General features: G+C 64.7%; 8 protein-coding genes and 2 pseudogenes. 6 read left to right on the top strand and 4 right to left on the bottom strand.

The genetic code is table 11. The features are described 5' to 3' along the window. Nucleotides 1-147 precede the first annotated feature (147 nt). The gene (locus ABZT87_RS30995) at nt 148-459 is read left to right on the top strand and encodes a transposase (RefSeq protein ID WP_355139978.1); all 312 of its coding nucleotides are present in this window, start codon (nt 148-150) and stop codon (nt 457-459) included. After that, nucleotides 456-1382, top strand: coding sequence for an IS3 family transposase (locus ABZT87_RS31000; protein WP_355139980.1), 927 nt, complete (start codon nt 456-458; stop codon nt 1380-1382). The genes ABZT87_RS30995 and ABZT87_RS31000 overlap by 4 nt, the downstream gene beginning before the upstream one ends. Nucleotides 1383-1422: 40 nt before the next feature. On the opposite strand, the pseudogene ABZT87_RS31005 reads toward ABZT87_RS31000, so the two are convergent. Next, nucleotides 1423-1788, bottom strand: a pseudogene (locus ABZT87_RS31005) (transposase); the annotation flags it as partial. 170 nt (nt 1789-1958) lie between these two features. Between ABZT87_RS31005 and ABZT87_RS31010 the strand changes: the two are divergent. Then, nucleotides 1959-2558: a GNAT family N-acetyltransferase gene (locus ABZT87_RS31010; RefSeq protein ID WP_355139982.1), complete on the top strand. Its 600-nt coding sequence runs from the start codon at nt 1959-1961 to the stop codon at nt 2556-2558. 11 nt (nt 2559-2569) lie between these two features. Here ABZT87_RS31010 and ABZT87_RS31015 read toward each other — a convergent pair whose 3' ends face one another. From ABZT87_RS31015 to ABZT87_RS31025, 3 genes are all read right to left on the bottom strand, one after another. Then, nucleotides 2570-3097 carry a hypothetical protein gene (locus tag ABZT87_RS31015; protein WP_355139984.1) on the bottom strand — a complete coding sequence of 176 codons (528 nt, stop codon included), beginning with the start codon at nt 3095-3097 and terminating at the stop codon, nt 2570-2572. Nucleotides 3098-3855: 758 nt separating this feature from the next. After that, the gene (locus tag ABZT87_RS31020; RefSeq protein WP_355139986.1) at nt 3856-4467 is read right to left on the bottom strand and encodes a hypothetical protein; all 612 of its coding nucleotides are present in this window, start codon (nt 4465-4467) and stop codon (nt 3856-3858) included. A 6-nt stretch (nt 4468-4473) separates the two neighbouring features. Next, nucleotides 4474-10737, bottom strand: coding sequence for an RHS repeat-associated core domain-containing protein (locus ABZT87_RS31025; protein WP_355139988.1), 6264 nt, complete (start codon nt 10735-10737; stop codon nt 4474-4476). Between the two features lie 712 nt (nt 10738-11449). On the opposite strand from ABZT87_RS31025, the pseudogene ABZT87_RS31030 reads away from it, so the two are divergent. From ABZT87_RS31030 to ABZT87_RS31040, 3 genes and pseudogenes are all read left to right on the top strand, one after another. Next, nucleotides 11450-11662: pseudogene (locus ABZT87_RS31030) on the top strand (SMI1/KNR4 family protein); the annotation flags it as partial. A gap of 392 nt (nt 11663-12054) precedes the next feature. After that, a complete protein-coding gene (locus ABZT87_RS31035; RefSeq protein ID WP_355139990.1) occupies nt 12055-13650 on the top strand; it encodes a hypothetical protein in 1596 nt (531 codons plus the stop codon). 1169 nt (nt 13651-14819) lie between these two features. Further along, entirely contained in the window at nt 14820-15182 is a 363-nt protein-coding gene (locus tag ABZT87_RS31040; RefSeq protein ID WP_355139992.1) for a hypothetical protein, read from the top strand. Nucleotides 15183-15258: the final 76 nt, after the last annotated feature.

Raw genomic sequence — 15258 nt, forward strand, 5'->3', positions numbered from 1 at the left:
ACATCGTTCTGTGTCGCGGTCATCACGGCACCCTCCTCACCAGGCACAACGCCTGGCAGGTCAGGCCGGAAACACCGTTAGATCCACAGTCCCCGTTTTCATGGAGCTTCGTAATCATGGTCTGATGGCCATGGGGAGGAAGTTTCTGTGGCGGCACCGAAGAAGTACCCCGATGAGCTGCGTCAGCGCGCTGTGCGTTTGTACCGCGAGTCGAACCCGAAGCCCGTGATCCGGAGGCTGGCTGAGCAACTGGGTGTGCATCACGAGGCGTTGCGGAACTGGATCCGGCAGGCCGAGGCCGACGCGGGCGAGCGGGAGGATCGGCCCAGCAGCGACATGCTGGCCGAGAACCGCAGGCTGCTGAAGGAGAACGCGGAGCTACGCCGGGCGAATGAGATCTTGAAAGCCGCGAGCGCGTATTTCGCGGCGGAGCTCGACCCGACCCGGCGACGGTCATGAGGTTCATCCATGAACACCGTGACCAGTTCGCGGTCGCGCTCCTGCTACGGGTCCTCAACATCGGCGCCTCGACCTACTACGCGTGGGTCAAGCAGGCCGAACAGCCCTGCGACCGCGACGTGGTCGACCTGGGCCTGCTGTCCAACATCCACGAAATCTGGACTACTTCCGGGCACACCTACGGCGCGGACCGGGTGCATCGGCAGCTACGCCGTGACGGCATCCACGTCGGCCGCAAACGCGTCGAGCGGTTGATGGCCGCCCAGGGCTGGCAGGGTGCGTTCCTGCGTCGCGGCTGGCGGGGCGGCTCCACCGGGCAGGATCCACGGCACACGCCGGCGCCGGATCTGGTCAACCGGCAGTTCACCGCGGCCGGGCCGAACCGGCTCTGGGTCGCCGACGCCACCCGCATCCCCTGCGGTCAGGGCGTGTTCTGGCTCGCCGCGGTCCGTGACGTCTTCTCCCGCCGGATCGTCGGTTGGAAGACCGCCGACCGCTGCGACACCGACCTGATCCTCGCCGCCCTCGAATACGGCATCTGGTCGCGCGACGTCCGCGACGGGCAGCTGATCCACCACTCGGACAGGGGATCGAACTACACGTCCTTCCGCTTCGCGCAACGCTTACAGGACAACGGAATCCTGCCCTCCATGGGCTCCGTCGGCGACTCCTACGACAACGCGCTGATGGAGAACTTCTGGTCAACGCTGAAGATCGAACTCGTCTACCGCACAAGCTGGCGGACCCGCGACGAGGCCGAGAACGCGATTTTCGCCTACATCGACGGGTGGTACAACACCCGCCGCATCCACAAAGAACTGGGCGACCTCAGCCCCGACGAGTACGAGACCGCCTGGCACCACCAACAGACCAGCCAGACCGAGCCAGATATCGTCACCCCTGCACCGACCGGCAGCAGGTAACCACCCCTCCATCAAAGCGGGGGAAGCTCAGCCTGTAGATCCCCCTTTTACGCGCACCGGCCGCATGCTGGTGCGCCCGGGCGGACGACGAGTCGACCGACACATGCCACGTGATGCGCCCAGCCGCGTCGGCCACCGCCTGCAACGTGGTCAGGATTTTCACCCAGGTTCCGTCGCGCTGCCAGCGGCGGAACACCGCGTATGCCGCCGCCCAGGACCCGTAGCACTCCGGCACGTCCCGCCACGGGGCACCGACTCGGATCCGCCACCGGATCCCGTCAATGAGCTGGCGCTTCGTCCATGTCGGCGGCCGTCCCTGCCTACGCTGCACGGGCAACACCCGCTCAAGCGCCGCCCACTGCGCGTCGGTCAGGTCGTGCCGCCTCGTCACCGCTACAGTGGCCACGAGGTCTCCGTGTTGATGGTCTTCTTCGTCGATGAACCATCTACCGGAGACCTCGCTACGTATCGATCACCGACGCGCCGGGTTCTCATCAACCCGCTACCGCCGAATTCGGCCCAGGCCCGAGTTGTACAGGCGGGCGAGGGCCGCACCCGGTCGAAATGAGGTGCTTGATGATCCCGAAGCCTGCCAGGCTGCGCGGCATGGACGTTCGTCTCGAGCCTTGGTCGGAATCCGCGCTCGACCTCCTGCGCCGGATCAACACTCCGCAGATGCGTCGACACGTCGGCGGTCCCGAGCCGGAGGAACAACTGCTTGCCCGGCACCGCCGATACCTTGCCATGCCGGCAACTGGCCGCGGCTGCATGTTCGCCGTACTGCTCGGCGACGAGATGGTCGGCAGCATCGCATACCACCAGCGTGACTGGCAGGGCCAGCAGATCTACGAGACCGGCTGGAACGTCCTACCGCCCTACCAGGGCCGAGGCATTGCCTCCGCAGCCGGCACCGCCCTGATCACCGTCGTCCGCGAGGCTGCCCGCCACCCCGACGCGCCCCACAGCCTGCACGCGTTCCCCTCAATCGAGAACGCCCCCTCCAACGCGCTCTGCCACCGCCTTGGCTTCACTCTCCTCGGCCCTTGCAATTTTGAGTACCCGCCGGGCAGCGGCTCCCTCATGCGCAGCAACGACTGGCGCATCGACCTCGCCAACTCCGGCCGGACTGCCGTCACACCGCAGCGCGACCGCGTGCGACTTCGACACAGGCCCTAGCAGGATGCGAGCTAGTCGCCAGAGGAACCCCAGAAGTAGATTTCGCTGGGACTGCCGTCAGCGTCATGCAAGACCGCGCACCGGCCGAACCAGCTCGTGTCAGCAAGAGGTTCAAGCGCCTCCACGTGCGACCGGGTCAGCTTGTGGACACCCAGGTGCTCGAGCGCCTCCGCCTCGCCCACCGGCTGGACCGTCCCATAGTCAGGCTTTTCGCCGTCGGCCAATACCCGAGACATATCCAATATCGAGTGCGTACCGGACTCTTGGACGGATTCGTCCGCCCACAGCTCCGCCTCCGTCTGCGGCCGGTTCGGAAAGTCCGCCGCCGATTTGCCGTACTCATACGGCACTGCCCACCAGTAGTCGCCGGTCTCGAACACCTGCCGCCGCAGTCCGTTCAGCGCGACTTGGAGATCCGGCTGATATGCGACGTAGTAGTCCCACCCAGACGCGCCCACGTTGACCCCCTTGATCTTGAAGCAGGCTAGCCGGGAGGCCGGCTTGCGTCTACCTGCGCAGCAGCACTGAAGCTTGATCACCTTGGTCGCCTCGTGGGTCTCGCGACGACACCCTCAGCCCGCATCTACGACCTCCACGATGGGTGCGAAGCTGCGGACCGCCGTTTGGATGCTCTTGCGGTGCAGCCGCAGAAGGCAGCCGGACTGCTGTCGACGACAACGGCCGGTGGGACGTGCGGGACGAACACCTGGTTCATCCGCCGCAGGCCGCGTGAGCGCGCCAAGCCCGGCAGCCAGGGGCAAGCCGGGGCGCCGCTGCGCGACGCGACACCGTTACGCAGTCGTCAATCTGCACCAGCATGGCGCCGACTACCGAGCAACCCCGAACACTTCCGACGCCTAGCAACGCTGAGGAAGCCTCGCCACCCGACAAGCGCTCCCGCACCAGCCGGCACTGCACGCCAAAGCAGTAAGCCAGCCGCGCCAAGGGCACGGCTGGCTCGAACTGCAGGATCAAGACGGCGGCCCTTCGCCTGGCCGCGCCCACACGCAGCGGCCTACGGCTGCGCACGCACGCCCGTCAACACCAAGCCACCGACCAACAGCCACAGTCGCCTGACGGGCCCATGGCCGTAGCGATCCCTCCCGAGAGCAACCTGAGCAGCCGGGTTGGGAATCGACGCCCCACTGCTATACGGCACGCCATCGAGCAGCGCGCCCTCCCGGTTACGCCGGGCGCCGTCGAACAATTCCCATAGGCGTCGGGGCGCTGACGGAAACTGCGACGGCCACCCAAGGCGCACCCATCGGATCTATATAGCGAACCCTCATTACCGACGTTAGACCAGGACCTCGCGATCGAGTGCCTTCGCATACTGTTGTGCCCAGCGCTTCGCAGAGCTAGCGATATCGACTTCTTGACCGCCTGGCAGTAACAGGGGGCCGGCTTTTAACTTTTCCTGAATCGCAGCTTCGAGTTCAATCGATTCGAGGTCACGAGCAAGGATCAATGCTTGGACGAGTCGCGCGGGATAGTTTGCTAGGGGAAGCCAGGTGGTCAGATTCCCCCGCCGCACATCCGATTTCGATGCGAGTAGCTGTGCGAGATCGAGACGATCCACGACGAATCCCTGAGCAGTACCGATACCGCCGCGCAAGAAATCCTCTACAGATTCGCCTGTCGTTGGCAGTTCGAGAGCATCATCTAAGACAGGATCAATAGCGACCGACAGACTGCCAAAGCTGGACAATGCCGGACCTAACTTGAGGTCGCCAACGAAAAAGTGCCAGCGAAGTCGGCCATCAGGACATCGCTCCAGCGTCGCCGTCAGCGCGAACTCATCCGAAGACCACGTAGCACGTCCCTTGCGGTCCACCGTCGCGGACTCTGGGATCACGCCAGCACCTATGGCAATTTTAAAAACTTGACTTATTGACATCTGCTTGGGCATACCCGCTTACCACTTCAACCATCGGAACGGACTCTTTGGCACCGCCGTGAGGCGGAATGTGACGGCCCCGCCGTTGCCGACCTGGTAGGTCCACAACTCGCCGTAGTCTACACCCATCTGGTTCATGTAACGCCTAAGTTGACGGGTGCCCGCCCGAATCCCACTTTTCGAATCCGGCTTCAGCTCGACAGGAAAGCCGTTGTCGGTAAACCCATCAGGCACGTCGCCACTTGCCAACCGGCGCCCACGCTGATAGTCGACTGAATCAAGATTCTCACGCCACTCAGGCGCATTGTGAACCTTCGTACCCTGCGACGCCGCAGTACTATTGCCCTTTTGAAGATTGGCATCTTTACGCGGTGGGCTCTGCTTTTTCCTTATCGGCCTGGGCTTTGGCTCCGCAGAGGGCCTAGGCTTGCTGCGGCTGGCCTTGGGCTTGGGCTTGGGCTTGGGCTTAGTGACTTTCCGGCCGGGCTTGGGGGTACTCTTCTTCGTGGATTGGGTGGTAGCCCGGTTCTTGTTCGGGTTATTGCGGATGCCCTTTTTGAGTTCCGCCATTTCGCCGCGGTCGCTCATGCGCTTAGGGCCTGTGCGCTTCTGCGGCTTCCTAACCTTCGGGCCCTTACCACCCTTCTTCTTTAGTAGGTTCTTGAGGGATTGCCTGAATGACGTCTTTCCGAGAACGTTTCCTCCGCCGGCCGGTACAATTCCGCGACCACCGCCAGCGTGAGATACCTGCATGAGTCCGTCGGGGTCGGAGTAGGTGATGGGGCTGTTGTTGGCGTAAGCGTATCCGTGCAGTGTTTGTGGATTACCGAAGTCGACGAGGGGGTCGGTGGAGAGGAACCGGCCGATGGATGGGTCGTACTCGCGGGCGCCGAGGTGGGTGTAGCCGGTTGGGTCCTTCGTGCCGCCGACAATTCCCTTGTTGTCGGGCCAGGCGGGTGGCGACGCGCTGCGGTCTTCGCCGAAGGGAGTGAGCCGCCGACGGTTAGCAGCAAGCGTGACGGCGTTGATCGCGATTTCGCTCGTGCCGTGGTGGTTGGCGGCCATCCAGGTGAGGCCGTCGGTGCTGGTTCGGACAGCGTTGGGATAGTACCGGGTCGCCGTGACTTGTCCCGTGGTGTGACTGAGGTGGTATTCGGTGTCGCCCAGGGACAGGGTCTTCTGTGCCCCAGGGTCGTCGGCGATTAGGCGGTTGCCGTCCGAGTCATATATGTAGGTGTGCGTATTGGCGCCGTTGACGAGTGTGGTGAGTTGTCCTTCGGCGTCGAAAGTGAGGTTTTGGTCGGCAGTCCCGGTCTTGGTACGGGTTCGTTGATACCCGCCATCGTCGTACGTGTAACTGCTGGTTGGGCCCCCGGCGGTGGTTGAGGTGCTGGTGAGGGTGTGGGGGCGGTCAGTGCCCGCGGCGGGATAGATGTAGTTCTGGGTAAAGTCTCCGGATGCGGAGTGTCGGGTGTCGGTGAGTCGGTTGCCGGTCTTGTCGTAGGTATACGAGCGCCAGTAGGCGTCGGCTCCTCCGATGACCGCTTGACTGGGAGTGCCTTGGCAGGTCGCGGCGGCGGTGGTCCAGGATTCGGTGAGTCGCTGGAGATAGTCGTAGCCAAAGCATTGGTTGGCGACGGTGGTGGTGCCGCTGGTCTCGGCTACACCGGTGATGTTGCTAGCGTCGTCGTAGGTGTATTGCTCGGTGAGCTTCTCGTTCCAGGTATCAGGAGTGGTGGGGTTTTCGGTTTCGACCCCGTAGTTCGTCAGCCGGCCGGTGGCGTCGTCGATGGCGGTGGTGAGGCGGGCTCGTTTCGTTCCTGATCCGAGAATTTGTTGCTTGCTGCCGCCGTGCCAGTAGTACTGGGCACTGCCGAGATAGGTGTCTAGGCCAGTGACGCTGGCGAGGTAGCCGTGGTCGGTATAGGCAGAGGTGACGGTCTCGGCGGGTAGTCCACCCTTCGCGGGCAACGTGGTGCTGGCCAAGGTCCCGTCGGGGTAGTAGCCGAAGCCGGTGGCATAGGTTCCGGCCAGCGCCCCTTGACTCGCGGGAATGATGTCGGTGCGGCCTGTGGGCTGGTACAGCTCTGTGTAGCCGGTGACCTGTTGGATGTAGTCGCCGGTGCTGTGGTGGCGCGTTGAGGAGGTGGGGTAGCCCTTGGCGAGGGTGTCATAGAGCCAGGAAGCGCGTAGCGTGCCGGTCTCGCTGTCGTCTCGGAGCTCGGTGATACGGCCGAGTGAGTCCATTTTGCGGTAGAGGAGCTCGCCGCGGCCATCAGTGGTGGTCGTTAATTGATCCGCATCGTCGTAGCCGTAGGTGCTGTCACCCGCATCGGGATCTTCGGTGCGGATGAGGCGACTGCGGCGATCGTAGGCGTTGGTCCATGTGTTGCCGGCCGGATCGGTGACGGAGATGAGTCGGTCGAGCCGGTCGTAGGCGTAGCGGGTTTCGTCGGCGGTACCGCTCGGCGCTGTGCCGTGGTGCTGCAGCAGGCTTGTGGTTCGACCGTGGGCGTCTTCGAACCTGGTGGTTGGGATACCACCGGCGGGTGGATCGATGGCGACGCGGTCACCGTCGTAGGCGATGGTGGTGTAGAACTTCTCGCTGTTGAGGGACCAGAGGGCGTCGCGGATGAGGTCTCCGGCGCTGTCGTAGGTGTAGCGCCGCTGTGTGGCTACATCGGTGTCGGCGAAGGTCACCAGGGTGCCGGTGGGGGCACTCGCGGCGTTGTAGAAGTCGGTTTCCTTGACGAGTAGCCCGCGGGAGTCGTAGCGGGTGTCCGCGATGACCCGCTTCCCGTCAGGTGCTGTCGTTTGGTTTTGCCGTTGGCGCAGGAAGCCGTCGTAGATCTCGAAGGTGTCGATCTGCTTGTTGGTTGGTCCGAGCATTCTGGTCTGCACTGTCGATGGCGCGGACTTGGTCACGGCGTAGATGTGTTCGCTGTTGGGCGTGAGCGTGGTGGCCCGGCCAGGCAGCCATGTCTTGGTGAGTCTGCCGAGCAGGTCGTACTGGGCGTTCGTGACCTTCCCGTTCGGGTCTGTCGAGGTAATGGGCTGTCCACGCAGGTTCAGTGTGTCGGTGGTGTAGTGGCCGGCGGGGTTGGTCTCCTTGACGGCTGTCACGGGGCTACCCGTCGCCGGGGTGTAGTCCGCTATGGTGACCTGGCCCAGGGCGTCGGCGCTGGTCTTGATTCGGCCGTGGTCGTCGTAGGTGTTGGTTTCAGTCGTAACCCAGTTGGGCGTGGTCGACGTGTACGACGCCAGGTCGTCAACTCGGGTTTCTAAACCCTTGCTGGGTGGTGCGCCGAGTGTGGTCGAGCCGTCGTAGTAAGTTCGGCTGCCACTGAGGACATTGGCAGGGCCCGGTGAGGCTGTGCAGTCGGTCAGGAGCTCTTCAGCCGGGTAGTCGACCAGCCATGACGTCGCTGTGACGTTACGGGCGTACGCGTAGGTGGTGCAGGTCTCGTCGCCGGTGACCGCCGTGTCACCGTTATCGGTGGTCTTGGTGACGCTGCCGTAGGTGGTGTCGTAGTCGTGGAAGATTTCTGATCGGCGCCAGGTGCCGGTCGCGGCGATCCACTCGTAGGTGTGCAGGACGCGGGGTTCGGCGTACCACGCTTCGAAGGTGGTGGGTTGCGCGTAGTCGGGAGATTCCACCCGCAGAGCGGTGCGATGCCGCCACGGGCCGTGGATCTCGCGGGTAACGGCTTGGCCGCCGGGTGCCGCAAAGTGGATCTCCTCACGCAGCATGCCCGTGTAGCTGTCGTAGTCGGGTACGGAGGCACCGTCCGAAGCGGTGATCGATACGGTACGGGTGTTCTCACCTGCGTCCGTGCGGTCACCGTGCATGCCTGTGAAGTAGACGTATTGGCTTTGCGACTGCGTGGTACCGGAGGCGCCCTCGGTCACCGTTACCACCGGCCAGCCGCGGAAGTCGGACCACGAGCGTTGTGGCAACGGAGCGCCCCACGCGTCGTCGTCGTGGTGCCACAGCACGGCGCTCGACGATCCGCCGGCGCCGGGAACAGAACTGGCGTAGGCGTAACCGGTGACCATGTCCGGCGATCCGCCTACCAGGTCCTTCTCGATCACCTGGGTGACGCGATACTTATTCCACCAACTCCAGCCACCGACGTTGTCCGGTGGGGCGTAGTACTGAGGAAAGCATCGCTTGGTATTCATCGCCGGGTCGGCTGGCAGGCTTGTAGCGGTGCAGTCAGATCCCTCATAGGTGACAACGACTTGGCCGCCTGTCTCGGTGGCGACGCTGGTGAGGCGGTACTTGTTGGTTACGGGTACACCGGCATCGACGTTGTGGTCGGTGCGGTTGGCGAAGCGGGTGCCACCGAACGTCACCGACGGCATCGACTGCGTCGTCGTTCCGTGACCTCCCGTGCGCGTGATAGAAGCCAGCCACAGGGTCGGGGAGGTGAGCGCCGAGTTCTCGTTGGTCGAGGGGAACTGGTGCGCCAGCGTCCACGTGTCAACCGTGGTGTAGGAACTTCCGGTGCGAACCTGAGTCACGACCGACTCGAGCCGCCGCTCGGTCCAGAACGTCGGCGCGGCAATACTGCACGGCGCGCCAGAACACTTCAGGTCCCACGGAGTGTCAGGCCAGTTCGCCACCACAGGAGTCGAGCCTGACCAGCAGGAGGACAGACACCGTTCCTTCGTGTTGAACAGCACCTGCATCGCCGGAGTTGTGGGCTGTGGGAACCCACGCGAGCCGTACTCGATCCGGGCGAGGGTCGCCGACCGGTCGTATTGAGTCACGGTGCTGGCGTTACCGGCCCGGGCCGTGGTGTTGAACTCCTTGCTGTAGAAGAACGACATGACATCACCGGTGGGTTCCTCGACCAGGTCGAGGTACCAGCGGTAGGCCATGGGGCACCACGAAGCGGTGAACCCGGTCGTCTTGTAGCACGGCTCGTTCGCGTGGTTGGAGAAGACAGGCACACCCTGTACCGAGTGCGTCTCCCTGCTGTCGATCCAGTTCAGCCCGAAGGTGTACCGGGTGCCGTCGGGGGTGGTCAACCGCCAGCGCTCGTCGTTCCAGTTGCGGGTGTCGAGCCCGCCGGTAAGGAGTTCGACCCGGGTGCCGTCGTCGTCGGCCTTCCGCCAGGTGCCGCTGGCGTCGTCCAGGATTAGTTCCGTCGACTCACCGTCCAGCACCAGCGTGGCGTTCTGGTCGCGGTAGCAGAGGTCAGAGGTGGCGTTCGTGTATTTTGGCGAGTTCGCCAGGTCGTCCTTACAGGCACGGTAGGAGCGCTCGATGTAGCCGGACTGGTACTCCCAGCCCTCTCCCACCCACGAGGTCTGCGTATTTTCGCCGTTCGTCTGGCCATCCACGCGCCCGGACGAGTAGTCCAACCCGATCTCGGGATCCAGGTCACCGGCGGACGGGGGGACCTCGATGTCATAGGACCAGGCAAAGTTTCCCGACTGGGAACCTGCCGCCCAGGATGACGACGATGCCAGGGATGTCTTGGTGAAGTTACCCGTTTGACTGGACGTACCAGCGACCAGCGCGACGACGGCATCCGCAGCGGGGCCACCACCAACGGCGGTACCACCGAACGCCTCGTCGGTCGGGCCACCGCTGCCCAGCTCCACGTCGCCGGACATCACCGAACGACCCAGGTCGTTGTCGCTGGCGAGTGTGGTCATCGACGTGCAGCGCTCTTCGTCGCCCTGTCCACCACAATCGGTGAACTGCACGAGCTGCAGACGGGAAGCCCAGGCGGCGCCGAATGCGTCCTTCAGCCCCGAGTAGTCCACCTCCACCCGAACACGTGCGTTCTCGACCTGCCCGTCGGCGCGACCGATCCGCATAAGGACGGGCACATCAGCCCTCGCGGCCCGCGCTTCGTTGAACACCTCGACACGCGCTCGCTTGGGCGGCGTAGCTCCACCCTGCGCCGCACGCGGCACAGACCCGTCCGTCGCCAGACGGATTGGAAGCCCACCCACTCGTGCCATCGCGGACGTACGGGCCGCCGACTGATCCAGAACATCCAGCTCGGCCGCCCCGCCGGTGGGCAACGCACCCGAACCTGGCTTCCACTGCTCCTTCGCGGACTGCGCCACCTCAGGCTTGCGGTTACCAAGCGCCGAAACCGGCACCGAACGGTCCCGTGGGGCACTCGACGAAGTCGGCGCCGCGTAGGCAGGGACGAACGGCAGCAGCGTGACCGCCAGGAGAACGACCACCGCTGGCGAACCGCGTCGTAATATCAGCTCCCACCAGGAAAAGACGCTTGATTCTCTGGCCTGACTGTCCACAGTGTCTCCCCGTGTCTACTTTCGCAACAGTGATCGAAAGCTAGGGGTGGTTCAAACGCAAGGTCAAGGGGTGATCACAACCTGCAACCACAAAGCGGACGGGCGCGGACAGAGCTCCGCCCTGCCGCACCAAGCGTGGTCATGCGACACAGCTGCCCCGCACGCCCCGCGCCGAGCGGCCGCTTACGCCGCGCGCCAGCCTTCGGCGGGTGTCAGTTGGTCGCCTGACGAACTCTTGTCGTGCGTGCGTCCTCCCAGGTCGATCACGTCGGCAGCAGCGAAGAAGAGGCAGAGGTGATAGCTAGAGGACCGAGCAGCCGCCGTCACCGAGGATGATGGGTTCGGTGGCTTCGATGGTGGCGACCGGCACGGCAAGGCGTGCCGCGCCGTGCCGGCGGCGGCGGTCACGGACACCGATCTCTCCGGCAGTCGATCGCTGCCGCCAACTTAAGCAATGGGTGTCCGCGAGCCCAACGGCGGCTTTATGGAGCGGCAGAACCTGCCCCAGCGTCGATATCGCCGCCTGAGCTGGAGCGGCGGATATTCTTGCTGCGACGCGGTCCGGAGTGCGAGTCATGGACGCCTGCGAGGCAGAGGCGGAACCTAGGTTTCCGTCGGTCAGACGAGGCATCGTCTGAGTACCGGGATTACATCCCTCCGGGCCGTGCTCATGCCGCGCCGGCTCCTGCTCCAGGCCGACTACCGTCAGCGCGTGCTCGATCCCACCATCGTCTTCGACACCTCCGGTCCGCTGGAAAGCCCGCTCACGGACGAGGTTCTGCGGGAGGTGGAAGCGCAGCTTGGACGCAAGCTACCCGCCGCGTACGTCGACCTGGCCCAGCGACACAACGGCGGGGTCTTGGCCCGTGACGCCCACCCCGCGCCCAACCGAACATCCTGGTCCACAGACCACATCGCGGTATATGTTTTCTGGGGGCGACCGAGCGAAGATCGGTGGCGGTGTCGCCCACGCCGACGCCCAGCGCAACGGCCGGCAATTCGTCGCGGTAGGCGGGGTCAGCGGTGCCATTGACAAGGGGGAGCGAGAAGGGCTCACCCTGGACAGGTGGCTCGATGAGCCCTTCCGCCCCGGATGCTGCCTCGGGCAGGTCCGTGGTCCGCATCGTGGAGTGGTAGTGCCGGCGTCGCAGATCGGCCGCGACCTTGGCGAGGCTGGCTATGGGCAGGTCATGCCGACGATGGACGGCCCAACGGCTGATGGCTTGGGAACCTCGGGGGTGGATAGATGCGGCCGCCCGGTGACTTCCCACCAGCAGATGGGTCACGCAACATCGAGCAATGCCAAGGCAGCCGCGAGTGCCGACGTCACGGGATCAGGTCTACGAGTCGCTCAGAGCGTCCCTGCGTGATGTCGGTGTCGGCCGTGGTCCCTGGGATGGTGCTGCCGCCGACGCCGCCATCGGCGGGATCGCGGACGCTGTGGAACGAGACATCTGGCACCGCCTAGCTGAACTGGACGTCCGCGAAGTCCTCCGCTGGGCCGCAGGGGAAATGGCCCGCTGTGTCGATCTGCAGTACAAGGCTCGAACCGCCCCCCGGACCTCGCTCGCAGCGGCCCGGGAGGCGCAACTGCAGTCTGAGAACGCAGCGGCCAACCATCTTGTCCTCGAACTCGTTGCACGGCAGTCGGTCGACGGCCGCCGGCGAATTCCGACTCAGCGGGACTGCGAAGCCCTCGCCATCTTGGCTCACGAGCTCTGGCGGTGGCGGACGGTGGCAGACCGGGTTGCGGCCCGACTGGTCACCGTGGTCAGCGCCCGACTGACCAAGCAAGGCATCTTCGACGTCGAGGTCCGCGACCGACCTCCCTTCCGGGCTTCCCGATTCGAGGACGGCTATGTCAGACGAATGGCCGATGCAGGTCCGATCCGAGGGGCCAGTGACCGCGCTGTCTCCGAGGCCTTGGCCGAGTCGTTGAGTAAGGGTGCGGAACTCCCTGATGACCTGGCTGACATCGACAGCGCGTTGAAGGCGGATCGCGGCTATGGGCTCATCGATCTCTTCGCCGCCCAGGAGTTCCTCATCGAGGTCAGCGGTGTCGACGACGACAGCGTGACTGGATACAGGTTCATCAGCCGTGAGGGCTTGGACAGCGCCATCCGGGCCAACGCCGAGAAGCTCCTGCCTCATGCTAACCCCGACGGGGTGGTCGAAGCGTGCCGGCAAATGACCTGGACGCAAGAGCTTCTCCAGGGCTCGCCCCTCCAAATGTTCGAGTATCGAGAGTCGGCCGCTCGCCTATTCAGCCGCCCGATTCTCGAACTCGACGACCGGTCCCTCTTCGTGCCTCGGAACGCACCTGGACTGGCCCGCGTCGTGTTGCTGCAACGAGTCTTGGAGGGAACCTGGCCGGAGAAGCTGTCGTCACAGGACCCGACGCTTCGGAGAGCCCTAACGCTGCGTCGGGAGCGGGCGCGCCCCATTGCTGGGTTCGAGACCGAGCTGAGAAGTATCCTCGCGACGACCGGGTTGCCCTACGTGGCGGGGGTCGACCCAAGTCGGCCGGGCCACCCCTCCGAGGCGCTTGGGGTGCCTGTACGCAACGAGATCGACGCTGTAGTTGTCGCTCCACACGCCCAGACCATCTGGGTACTCGAGGCCAAGGACCTGGCGGTCCCGTTCTCGGCCCGTCGGATCCGTAGCGAGCTCAACAAGTACCGGCGCCCCGGCGGGCACGTGGACAAGCTACGGGCCAAGGTTGAGGACGTGGCTACGAATCCCACAGTGGTCGCAGCCCGGCTCTCTATGACTGAGAAAGCTCATACATTCGTCGTTCGGGGTCTGTTCGTCACCCGCGAGCTGACTCCAGCGGCCTACGTCGACGACTGCGTTTACGACTTCGTCACCATCGACCGGCTGCCACGCTTCTTATTGAACCGGTTCGGCCTTTGACAAACCAACGCGGAGCCCTGGTGCCATGATGGCCACGCCCGTTCAACACGCTGGTAAGAAGCTCCGCCCGAGGCACCAGATAAGGGCACCGCCAGGCGGACCAGCGAGAGCACGGATGTTGACCCCTTCGGGTCCCCCTGCGGGGTCACGCCGCACCGCTCGACCGCATCACCGCAGGCCAAAGCCCCTCACCCCTGTCCGGTGTCGGTGAGCACTTCGGGCGTGGCGACCACGGCGCCAACCTGCACCCAATCTGCTCCCACTTGCAAGGTCAGGCCATCCAGCGGATCCTTACCGCCATGACCTGCGCATACTTCCCTGCCAGACGACATAGATGGATGTCGACTGCTGCGCAAAACCGCTGAGCACTCCGTGTGAACCAGGACGCCGCCGACTCTGACCTGCGGAAACGAGAACTTGCAGCTCGTGGTGGGTGCAGTTGTATGCCGTTCGATGCGGTTGGGCGCTGTTCAATGCCGTTCAGTGCCTCCGCCTGCTCCCAGCCTGCTCCCCTAACCTCGGCACGACACCGCGGGCAGCCGGTCAGCGGGAACGCTCCCCCGGTCGCGCAGGCTGGTGCCCGTGTGGACATCGGACGCGCGGTGTCAGGCCCTCAACTGCCACGCGGTCACTGCCTCCGCGACACCGCATTCCGCAGCTCCCAAACCGCTCGCCTCCGGGCATCCGACAGCACCTGCCCGATCTGTGGACCGGGCTGACCACCAAGGAAGCGTCAGCAGTCGGCGTCATGTCCTTGGGTTTCGTCGCGGGTGTAGCCAAGAACCTCGTGAAGCCAGTGGTCGAAGTACCGGTCCAGTGCCGCGTCGTCCGTAAGGTCCAGGCAGCCAGGTGATCGAGGGCGAGGTGGTGAGGTTACGGTCGGCCCGCGACTGCAGGTACACCCCGCCCGACTCGCGGAATGCGACACAACTCCACCCGTTCCACTTCGGCTCGTGAACCAGAACCCGGAGCATCGGGCACCGCGTCGACCGGGGCGGCGAGCATCGACGCGACCGGCCGGCGCAGCACCGGCTCGGCGGCCGCCTCGGCCCGAGGTCGGGCCGGACTCACCGCCCGCGTCGACACTCGGTTGGGTGAGGTGGCAGCGGGAGCGAACTGACATCAGCGCCTCGGGCCGCGCAGGGGTTCCGGGTGGGAAGGGCTGGACCGTGGGTGTCGCGTGGCGCGAGTCGCCGGAAGAGCTGGTCGGGCTGCTACGCCAACACGGCCTGACTCCGGACCGGTTGGACAACGTCGAGACGGCGTGGAAGGCGTTCCGCGAGTTTCTTGCCCAGCCGATCGACGGCTTGGAGCCAGGGCCGGACAGCGACGCCGACGGCTTCATAGTTCAGTGGGGCCGGTACAGCTCGCACGACCGACTTCCCAGCCTGAGCTTCACCCGACAGTTCGCCGTCGACGTGCGGGGAACCTGGACCGAGACCGACTGGTACCACCCAGAGATCTGGCAGGTGAGCCTGGAGCTGGTCTTCCCAGACGCACCCGCGCTCGCCGACCTAGGCCGTGTTTCGTAGGGCACGAAGCCATTGGTTGATAGCGGCGATGGTGAGGGTGGCTTCGTAGCGCACGGCGAGTTTGTCGTATCTGGTG

It is taken from the genome of Micromonospora sp. NPDC005237 (genome assembly GCF_040607775.1).
Taxonomy (GTDB): domain Bacteria; phylum Actinomycetota; class Actinomycetes; order Mycobacteriales; family Micromonosporaceae; genus Micromonospora.